The sequence below is a fragment of the Corallococcus praedator genome (genome assembly GCF_003612125.1).
Taxonomy (GTDB): Bacteria; Myxococcota; Myxococcia; order Myxococcales; family Myxococcaceae; genus Corallococcus; species Corallococcus praedator.
Genome location: NZ_RAWI01000089.1, coordinates 18,706 through 27,916, shown reverse-complemented (window position 1 = coordinate 27,916; position 9,211 = coordinate 18,706). Strand labels below are relative to the sequence as shown.

The 9,211-nt window shown below is 69.6% G+C and carries 8 protein-coding genes; 4 read left to right on the top strand and 4 right to left on the bottom strand.

Translation table 11 applies throughout. From position 1 onward, the window contains the following. The first annotated feature begins 38 nt into the window (after positions 1–38). From D7Y13_RS14440 to D7Y13_RS14425, 4 genes are read left to right on the top strand one after another with little or no spacing between them, the layout of a single operon-like run. Entirely contained in the window at positions 39–698 is a 660-nt protein-coding gene (locus D7Y13_RS14440; protein ID WP_120630699.1) for a cobalamin B12-binding domain-containing protein, read from the top strand. Between the two features lie 4 nt (positions 699–702). Next, on the top strand, positions 703–1,407 hold the full coding sequence (locus D7Y13_RS14435; RefSeq protein WP_120584086.1) for a hypothetical protein: 705 nt from the start codon (positions 703–705) through the stop codon (positions 1,405–1,407). Beyond that, complete coding sequence (locus tag D7Y13_RS14430) at positions 1,404–3,452, top strand: hybrid sensor histidine kinase/response regulator (RefSeq protein WP_120584085.1); 2,049 nt, start codon at positions 1,404–1,406, stop codon at positions 3,450–3,452. Before D7Y13_RS14435 ends, D7Y13_RS14430 begins: the two co-directional genes overlap by 4 nt. Further along, on the top strand, positions 3,445–4,974 hold the full coding sequence (locus D7Y13_RS14425) for an ATP-binding response regulator (RefSeq protein ID WP_370450758.1): 1,530 nt from the start codon (positions 3,445–3,447) through the stop codon (positions 4,972–4,974). Before D7Y13_RS14430 ends, D7Y13_RS14425 begins: the two co-directional genes overlap by 8 nt. A gap of 34 nt (positions 4,975–5,008) precedes the next feature. On the opposite strand, the gene D7Y13_RS14420 is transcribed toward D7Y13_RS14425, so the two are convergent. The 4 genes from D7Y13_RS14420 to D7Y13_RS14405 all read right to left on the bottom strand — a co-directional run bounded on the left by D7Y13_RS14420 (position 5,009) and on the right by D7Y13_RS14405 (position 9,183). Next, positions 5,009–5,374, bottom strand: a complete 366-nt coding sequence (locus D7Y13_RS14420; RefSeq protein WP_120533728.1) for a helix-turn-helix transcriptional regulator — start codon at positions 5,372–5,374, stop codon at positions 5,009–5,011. A 436-nt stretch (positions 5,375–5,810) separates the two neighbouring features. Then, positions 5,811–7,208: a TolC family protein gene (locus tag D7Y13_RS14415; RefSeq protein WP_120584084.1), complete on the bottom strand. Its 1,398-nt coding sequence runs from the start codon at positions 7,206–7,208 to the stop codon at positions 5,811–5,813. Next, a complete protein-coding gene (locus D7Y13_RS14410; RefSeq protein ID WP_120533730.1) occupies positions 7,208–8,440 on the bottom strand; it encodes an ABC transporter permease in 1,233 nt (410 codons plus the stop codon). The genes D7Y13_RS14415 and D7Y13_RS14410 overlap by 1 nt, the downstream gene beginning before the upstream one ends. Further along, positions 8,437–9,183, bottom strand: coding sequence for an ABC transporter ATP-binding protein (locus D7Y13_RS14405; protein WP_120533731.1), 747 nt, complete (start codon positions 9,181–9,183; stop codon positions 8,437–8,439). Before D7Y13_RS14405 ends, D7Y13_RS14410 begins: the two co-directional genes overlap by 4 nt. Positions 9,184–9,211: the final 28 nt, after the last annotated feature.

The window sequence follows — 9,211 nt, the reverse complement described above, 5'->3', positions numbered from 1 at the left end:
AGAGACAGACCCTGCCCCGTCCCCCCGGGAAGACGCTCTTGATCCACCAGACCTCCGCCATCTCCACGCTTCGGGCGCGCTATCTCGCGGCCCAGCTTTCCGGAAACCGCCAGGAGGCCCTGCGCCTGGTGGTGGACGAAGGGCTGCTGTGTGGCGTGCCGCTCCAGGAGCTCCACCTGGAGATCATCCAGGCGTCCCAGTACGAAATCGGCCGGCTCTGGCAGGAGAACCACATCTCCGTGGCCCAGGAGCACATGGCCACCGCCATCTCCCAGTTCGTCCTGGCCCACCTGTACCGCCACCTGCCCCGCGACCCGGCCAACGGCAAGGTCGTGATGATGGCGTGCGTGGAGGGCGAGCTGCACGAGGTGGGCGCCCGCATGGCCAGCGACTTCCTGGAGATGGCCGGCTTCGACGTGCGCTTCATCGGCGCCAACGTCCCCGCGGACCACCTGGCCCGCATGGTGCGCGAAACCCCGCCCCACCTGCTGGCCCTCTCCGTCACCATGCCCTTCCACATGCCCCAGGTCCGCGAGGCCGTCCTCAAGGTGCGTGAAGTCTCCCCGCGCCTCCCCATCGCCGTGGGCGGACTCGCCTTCGACTGGGGGCCCGTCCTCGAGGAGACGCTGGGCGTCGCCTTCTTCGGCAAGAGCGCCCGCGAGCTGGTCTCCTCCGCCTGCCGCACCCTGGGGGTCTGACACCATGTCGCCCGTGAGCCAGGCCGTGGAAGCGCTGACGCGGACCCTCGCGCCCGCCTCCATCCAGCCCCTGTACGCCGACCCCTTCTGGAACGCCCGCTACGGCCCCCAGCGCGCCCGCCGCTTCGGTGACGAGGACGCCGTCTTCCACGTGCGCTACCTCGTCCAGGCGCTCGACGCCCAACGCCCCGCCATCCTGGAGGACTACGCCCGCTGGCTGCGCACCCTGCTCTTCACCCGGGGCATGTGCTCACTCCACCTGGACCAGCACTTCGAAGGCCTCTCGCTCGCCCTCCAGGCGGAAGGCTTCGGCCCGGGCACCCTTCCCCACACCTACGTCCAGGCCGCCCGTGACGCCCTGCGCTACCCCAGCGGGGCCGCGCACCTGTTGGAGGACGCCTCGCCCGCCCTCATCGCGGACGGGGTCCGGAGGCTGGAAGCACGCCTTCCGCCCGGAAATCGCCGGCGCCTGGAACAAGAGCTGCGCCTTCACCTGTCCTATCTCTCGGACGCGCTTGCCCTGGACCGGCCGGACCTCTGGGAAGCGCACCTGCGGTGGTACGCGGACTTCTGGCCCCAGCGGGGGCTGGCCCCCGTGACCTTTCCCCACCTCCTGGGCGCCCTGAAGGCGGCCCTGGGACCTGAGCATGCGGAAGCACGGACGTTGCTCGCACGTGCGCCCGTTTCATGGGAGGAGCTTCCCTCATGATGCAAATGGATGACCGCGTCCCCGGGATCTTCGAGTCCCTCAGTCGCGAGCTGGCGCTGTCTTGCGACGCACAGGGGATGGTCGTCTGGCGCGACGAGCGGGCCGCGCGCCTGCTCGGCGTCAAACCGGGGCAGAGCCTGAAGAGCCTCGCCAGCGCCGGCAGTGAGAACAAGGTGGAGAAGCTGCTCGTGCAGGCGCTCGACGAAGCGGTGGACGGCTGGGAGCTCATCCTCCAGCGCGACCACAAGCCCGCCACGTTCGCCTTCCGCGCCCGGCCCCACGAGGGCGGCGTGGCCCTGGTGGGCAGCCTGGTGCCGGAGGACTACGGCGCCGCGCTCACCCAGGTGAGCACCACGCTGGGGGAGCTGACCGCGCTGCACCGCGAGACGGCGCGCCAGCAGTACGAACTCAAGCAGCGCGCGGAGGAACTCTCCCGCCTCAACAAGGAGCTGGAGGAGTCCAACAAGGGCGTGCGCAGCCTGCACGCCGCCCTGGACGAGAAGGCGGAGAGCCTCCAGCGCGCCTCTGAAATCAAGAGCCGCGTGGTGGCCAACGTCAGCCACGAATTCCGCACGCCGCTGCACTCCATCCTCGGGCTGTCCAAGGTGCTGCTCAACCCGCTCAACGGCAGCCTCGGGCCGGAGCAGGAGAAGCAGGTCCAGTTCATCCGCAGCTCCGCGGAGTCGCTGTTCGAACTCGTCAACGACCTGCTCGACCTGTCCAAGGTGGAGTCGGGCAAGACGCTGCTGCGCCACACGCACTTCGCGGTGTCGGACTTCATGAGCGCGCTGCGCGGCATGACCCGTCCGCTGCTCCCGCCGGACTCGCAGGTGGCCCTCAACTTCGAGGCGCCGCCAGACGGCCTGGAGATGGAGACGGACGAGGCCAAGCTCAGCCAGGTGGTGCGCAACCTGGTCTCCAACGCGGTGAAGTTCACCGAGTCCGGCTCCATCACCGTCTCCGTCGCCCCCGGCCCCCACGACACGGTGGAGTTCAGGGTGAAGGACACCGGCATCGGCATCGCGCCGTCGAACCACGAGCGCGTCTTCGAGGAGTTCATCCAGGTGGACAGCCCCCTGCAGCGGCAGGTGAAGGGCACCGGCCTGGGCCTGCCGTTGGCGCGCAAGCTGGCGGAGCTGCTGGGCGGCACGCTGGGCGTGAAGAGCGCGCTGGGCGAAGGCTCCACCTTCACCGTCGTCCTGCCGCGCGTGCACGTGGAGGTGTCGGAGATGACGGGGCTGGCGCTGCGCAGCCAGACGCTGGATCCCGCGCGCGCGCCGGTGCTGGTGCTGGAGGACGACCGCCAGACGCTGTTCCTCTACGAGAAGTACCTGGCGCGCTCCGGCTTCCAGGTGCTGCCGGTGCGCACGGTGGAGGACGCTCGCAAGATGATGCAGCGGGTGCGGCCGGCCGCCATGGTGCTGGACGTGATGCTGGAGGGCGAGACGAGCTGGAACTTCCTCGCGGAGATGAAGAACGGCGAGCAGACGCGCGACATCCCCATCCTCGTCGTCACCGTGACGGACCGCGAGCAGAAGGCGCGCGCCCTGGGCGCCGACGAGTTCTGGCTCAAGCCGGTGGACGAGGTGCGGCTGCAGAAGAAGCTGTCCGCCCTGGCGCGCACCGGGCCGGTGGAGCGGCTGCTCATCATCGACGACGATGACGTGCACCGCTACCTGCTCAAGCAGTTGCTCAAGGACACGCCCTACCAGTTGCTGGAAGCCGCGGGTGGCCGCGACGGCGTGCGCCTGGCCCGCGAGCAGGCCCCGCACCTCATCTTCCTGGACTTCATCCTGCCGGACATCACCGCCTTCGACGTGCTGGACGAACTGAAGGCGGATCCGCGCACGCGCGACATCCCCATCATCCTGCACACGTCCCACCAGTTGCAGGAGTCGGAGCGCGACAGGCTTTCGCGGGAGACGTCCGCCATCCTGGCCAAGCACACGCTGAGCCGCGAGGTGGCCATCACGCGCATCCGCGACGCGCTGACCAAGGCGGGCCTGGGGACCCGGGACCTGAGGGAGAACAACCCCCGTGGCTGAACAGCGAATGGCCACGGTCCTCAACGTCAACGACGACGAGGCCAACCGGTACCTCGTCAACCGCATCCTGGAGATGTCCGGCTACCACGTGCTGGAGGCCGCCACCGGCATGGCGGCGCTCCTGATGGCGGAGAAGCACCGCCCGGACGTCATCGTCCTGGACGTGAAGCTGCCGGACATCAGCGGCTATGAGGTGTGCGCCCGGCTGCGCGCCAACTCGGCCACGTCCGCCATCGCGGTGATGCACACGTCCGCGACGTTCATCACGCCGGACAAGAAGGTGCAGGGCCTGGAGGGCGGCGCGGACGCGTACCTCACCCAGCCCTACGAACCGTCGGAGCTCATCGCCACGGTGCGCTCGCTCTTGCGCCTGCGCCACGCGGAGCAGCAGGCCCGCCTGCGCACGGATCAGCTCATCGAGATGGACCGGCGCAAGGACGAGTTCCTGGCCATGCTGGGCCACGAGCTGCGCAACCCGCTGGCCGCCATCATGACGGCCATTGGCATCCTGGAGCGCAAGGGTCCGGTGGACACCAAGGAAGCGCGGATGCACGGCATCATCCAGCGCCAGACGCACCACCTGGCGCGGCTGGTGGATGACCTGCTGGACGTCAGCCGCATCACCCGCGGCAAGGTGGAGCTGCGCAAGGAGCCGCTGGACCTGGCGGAGAGCTTCCAGCAGGTGCTCTCCATCCTGCGGCCCCGCGTGGAGGGACGCGGCCTGAAGCTGGAGGTCCGGCTGCCCCAGACGCCCCTGTGGCTGGAGGGTGACGCCACGCGGCTGGAGCAGATCTTCACCAACCTCATCGACAACGCGGCCAAGTACACGGACCAGGGCACCGTGGACGTGGAGCTGTTCCAGGAGGGCGTGGACGGCAGCGCGCAGGCGGTGCTGCGGGTGAAGGACACCGGCATCGGCATCCCCGCGGAGAAGCTGCCGGGCGTGTTCGACCTGTTCTCCCAGGTGGACACGTCCCTGGAGCGCTCCCGAGGAGGCCTGGGCATCGGGCTCACCCTGGTGCGCACGCTGGTGCGGATGCACGGCGGCAGCGTGGAGGCCTACAGCGGCGGCTACGGCGAGGGCAGCGAGTTCGTGGTGAAGCTGCCCCTGATGCCCCCGGAGCGGGTTCCGGTGTTGAGCGGGACGAACGTCGTGGACGCGCGGCAGGCGCGGCGCATCCTCCTGGTGGAGGACAACTCGGACGCGCGCCAGTCCATGCGCGAGTTGCTGGAGCTGTGGGGCCACCAGGTGGCGGTGGCGCCGGACGGCGTGCGGGGCGTGGAGCTGGCGCTCACGCACGCGCCGGACGTGGCGCTGGTGGACATCGGGTTGCCGGGCGTGGACGGCTACCAGGTGGCGCAGGCGCTGCGCGCGCGCGTGGGGCGGAACATCCGCCTGGTGGCGCTGACGGGCTACGGCGAGGAGGAAGCCCATGCCCTGGCCCTGAAGGCGGGCTTCGACCTGCACGTCACCAAGCCGGTGCGTCCGGCCGACCTGGAGCGCATCCTGTCGAATCTGTGAAGCGGGGTGATCAACGACGACCGCGCGGCGGGGACTACCGCCGCGTCAGTGCGTTGGCCACCAGGCCCAGGAGCTTCACCTGGGCAGGATCAAGCTGCCGGACACTGCGCAACAGCCGGCGCACTTCCGGGCGCTCGGGCGTGGGCGGAGGAGCTTCGTTGGCGCGCGCGGGAGTGACACCCTGCGCCGCCAATCCGAGCAGCTCATCCGCCGAGACATGCAGCTCGTGGCACAACTTCAACAGGGTCTGGACGCTGGGGAGCATGCCGCCTCGCTCCAGGCGGCCATACACTTCCGTGGCCACGTCGATCCGCTCGGCCACGTCGGCCTGCGTAAGCTCCATGCGGCCCCGGGCGACCCGTGCGGATGCGCCGATGGTGGTTGCGAGTTTCTTGTCCATGCCTTTGCTTGCCGACCCGAAACGTTTGGCCGACGGCATAGGACGTATAGAGGCAGACAGACAGAACTTGCCGGGTCAGCCTCCCATTGTTCACCCATAGGGTCGCTGCGCGGGAGGTGGACTTTCGGAGTCCGGGCAACCCCGACACCCGGGCCTCTTCTGAGACGGAGCGCCCTCGGAGAATGCCCCGGTTCCGGTTCATCCACACTCTTTTTCGGGCTTATCTGGAGGTGACCCAGCACGTTGGAGGCGAAGTTTCCTACGGTGTTTGGGCGTCCTGCCGCCACTGCCACCCTTCAGGGTTGGCTCGTGTTTTCAGCACCACACAGATACACGGCGTCCGGCGCGTCCAGCGACAGGTGCCCGGAATGCTCGGGTCCACCCCGGAAGAGATACACGCGCCCCCTCCGTGCTCCTGAAGGGGGCGGGAGCGCGGCTACCGCGAGGCGACCGTGCTCAGCTCCACGGTGCCCAGGGCCCGCGCCAGCTCCGCGCGGGAGGTGGCCAGGTCGTACGTCGCCTGCACCTGCTGGGCGGCGGCGTTGGTGAAGGCCACCTGCGCGTCGCTGACCTCGATGATGTTGCCCACGCCCGCGCGGTAGCGCCCCTCGGCCAGCCGCAGCCGTTCGCGCGCGTTCACCTGCGCCTCGTCCGCGGCGGTGAGCGCCTCGCGGGTGGCCACGACGTTCAGCCGGGCCTGCTCCACCTGGAGCCGCACCTGCTGGCGCAGCGCGTCCTTCTGCGCCTGGATGTCGCGCAGGTTGGCGTTGGCCTCGCGCGTCTGCGCGTTGACGAGTCCGCCCTGGAACAGCGCCCAGCTCAGCGACAGCCCGCCCGACACGCTCACCGTGGAGCCGTTGAACGGGTTCTCGCCCACGTCCGACACGTTGCCCGTGGCGCTGAGGCTCGGCCAGTGGCCGCCCTTCGTCACCTTGATCTGCAGCTCCTGCGCCCGCACCTGACGCTCGCGCGCCGCGACGTCCGGACGGGACTCCAGCGCGCGCAGCACCAGCGCGTCCAGCAGCTCGTCCTCGCCCGGCACGGCCGCCACCGTCACGTCCTGCACGGTGTAGTCGGTGGACGTCTCCGCCCCCATGGCCTGGTTGAGCTGCGCCTTCGCGGTGGCGTAGGCGTTCTGCGCGCGGATGAGCTGCACCTGCGCGTTGGCCTTCGCCGTGCGCTGCTGGAGCAGGTCGATTTCAGGCCGGGTGCCCACCTGCACGGAGGCGTTCACCTGGTTGAGCCGGGCCTCCTCGCTCTGGAGCGTCTCCCGCGCCACGCCCAGCAGGGCCTTCTGCGTGAGGACGTTGAAGTACGCGGTGCGCACATTCCGCAGCGAGTCCTGGAGCACCTGCTGCTGCGAGTCCTCCTGCGCCTGCGCGTTCTCCTTCGAGATGTTGTAGCGCCCGGAGGTGCGGCCGAAGTCGTAGATGAGCTGGTTGGCGGAGATGCCCCCGCTGAAGCGCCGCGTGGAGTTGGACACCACGGCGGTGTCGCTGCCAGGCACGTTCTGGATGACGGCCCGGTTGCTGGTGCCCAGCGTGTAGCTGGCGTTGGCGTTCACCTGCGGCAGGAAGCTGGAGAAGGATTGATCCACCCGGGCCCGCGCCGCATCCGTGCCGGCCTGCGCCGAGCGCAGCGTCGGCAGGTGCTCGCGCGCCGCGGTCTCGGCCTCCGCCAGGGAGATGACGCGCCCCTCGGAGGCCGCCAGCGACAGGGACTGCTTCACCGGAGCCGGCGTGGTGGGCGTCGCCCCGGGTTGGGCGGCCGGAGCCTGGGCCCCCGCGACCACGGGCAGGACCCACAACGAGAGCGTCAACGGAAGCGCGCGCATCACTCGTACCTCAAGGCATCGATGGGATCCAACAGGCTCGCCTTGCGCGCCGGGTACAGCCCGAAGACGACACCGACCAAACCACTGAACCCGATGGCCAAGAGCGCCACATCCGGGCGCACCAGCATGGGCCAACCGAACTGCGCCGCGAGCAGCTTCGCCACGCCCAGGCCCACCGCCGCGCCGATGATTCCTCCCAGCACCGACAGCGTCAGCGCCTCGATGAGGAACTGCGCCAGGATGTCGCGAGGCCGCGCGCCCACCGCCACGCGCACGCCAATCTCGCGCGTCCGCTCGGTGACGCTCACCAGCATGATGTTCATGATGCCGATGCCGCCCACCACCAGCGACACCGCCGCGATGGCCGCGAGCAACATGCTCATCGTCTCCGTGCTCTGCTGCTGACCGCTGGCCACCTCCGCCAGGTTGCGCACGTCGAAGTCGTCCGCGTCGCCCTCGCCCAGCCGGTGACGGTCGCGCAGCAGCTGCGTCACGTCCGCCTGCGCCCGCGACGTCAGGTCCGCCGAGGCCGCCTGCACGAACACCGCGCCGGTGATGAACGCGCCCATGGTCTGCGCCTGCACCTGACGGCGGAACGACGTGGCTGGCACGAACACCGTGTTGTCGAAGTCCTGGCCCACCGGGGACTGGCCCTTGGGCGTCGTCACGCCCACCACGGTGAAGGGCGTCTTGTTGATGCGGATGACCTGGCCCACCGGGTTGAAGCCCTTGCCGTACAGGTTGTCCACCACCGTCTGGCCCAGCACCGCCACCTTCGCGCCCGCCTCGTTGTCCGCGTCCGTGAAGCGCGCGCCCTGCGCCATGGTCCAGCTGCGCACGATGAAGTAGTCCGTCGTCGTGCCGATGATGCTGGTGTTCCAGTTCTGGTCCTCGGAGAACACCTGCGCGTTGGAGCGCATCTCCGGCGCCGCGCCGCGCACGCTGGGCAGCTGCGTGCGGATGGCCTCCAGGTCGTCCCAGGTGAGGGTCGGCTGGCTGCCGAAGCCGCCGCGCGCACCACCGGAGCGGGACGAACCCGACATGACGATGAGCATGTTGGTGCCCATGGAGTCGAAGACCTTCTGCACGCTGGCCTTCGCGCCGTCACCAATGGCCACCATGGCGATGACCGCGCCCACGCCGATGATGATGCCCAGCGCGGTGAGCACCGAGCGCGTCTTGGAACGCAAGAGGGCCCTGAGCGCCAGGACGAGCGTCTCCAGCAGGTTCATGTCCCCACCTCTTCCACCGGGACCACCGCCGGCTGCGGCGACTGGCGCTGGTCCTTCACGATGCGCCCGTCCTTCACCACCACCACCCGCTGCGTGTACTCGGCCACGTCCGGTTCGTGCGTCACCAACACCAGCGTCATGCCTTCTTTCTGGAGCTGCTGGAACAGCGCCATCACCTCCACCGTGGTGCGCGAGTCCAGGTTGCCCGTGGGCTCGTCCGCCAGGATGACGCGAGGCCGTCCCACCAGCGCGCGCGCGATGGCCACGCGCTGCTGCTGACCGCCGGAGAGCTGCTTGGGGTGGTGGTCCAGGCGCGCGCCCAGCCCCACGCGCTCCAGCGCCTCCTTCGCGCGCAGGCGCCGTTCTTTCGAAGGCACGCCCGCGTACAGCATGGGCAGCTCCACGTTCTCCAGCGCCGTGGTGCGCGCCAGCAGGTTGAAGCTCTGGAAGACGAAGCCCAGGGTGCGGTTGCGCACGCGCGCCAGGCCGTCCCGGTCCAACCGCGCCACGTCCCTGCCATTGAGCAGGTACTCGCCGCCGGTGGGCCGGTCCAGGCAGCCCAGGATGTTCATCAGCGTGGACTTGCCCGAACCGCTGGAGCCCATGATGGAGACGAACTCGCCCGGCTCCACCGTGAAGTCCACGCCGCGCAGGGCCCGCACCTCCACGTCACCCGTGCGGTACACCTTGCTCACGCCCCGGAGCTGCACGACCGGGGGCGCCTGTTTCGTATCCGCGTCCATGTGCCTCTCCTCCTTCCCCTGCCCTGCC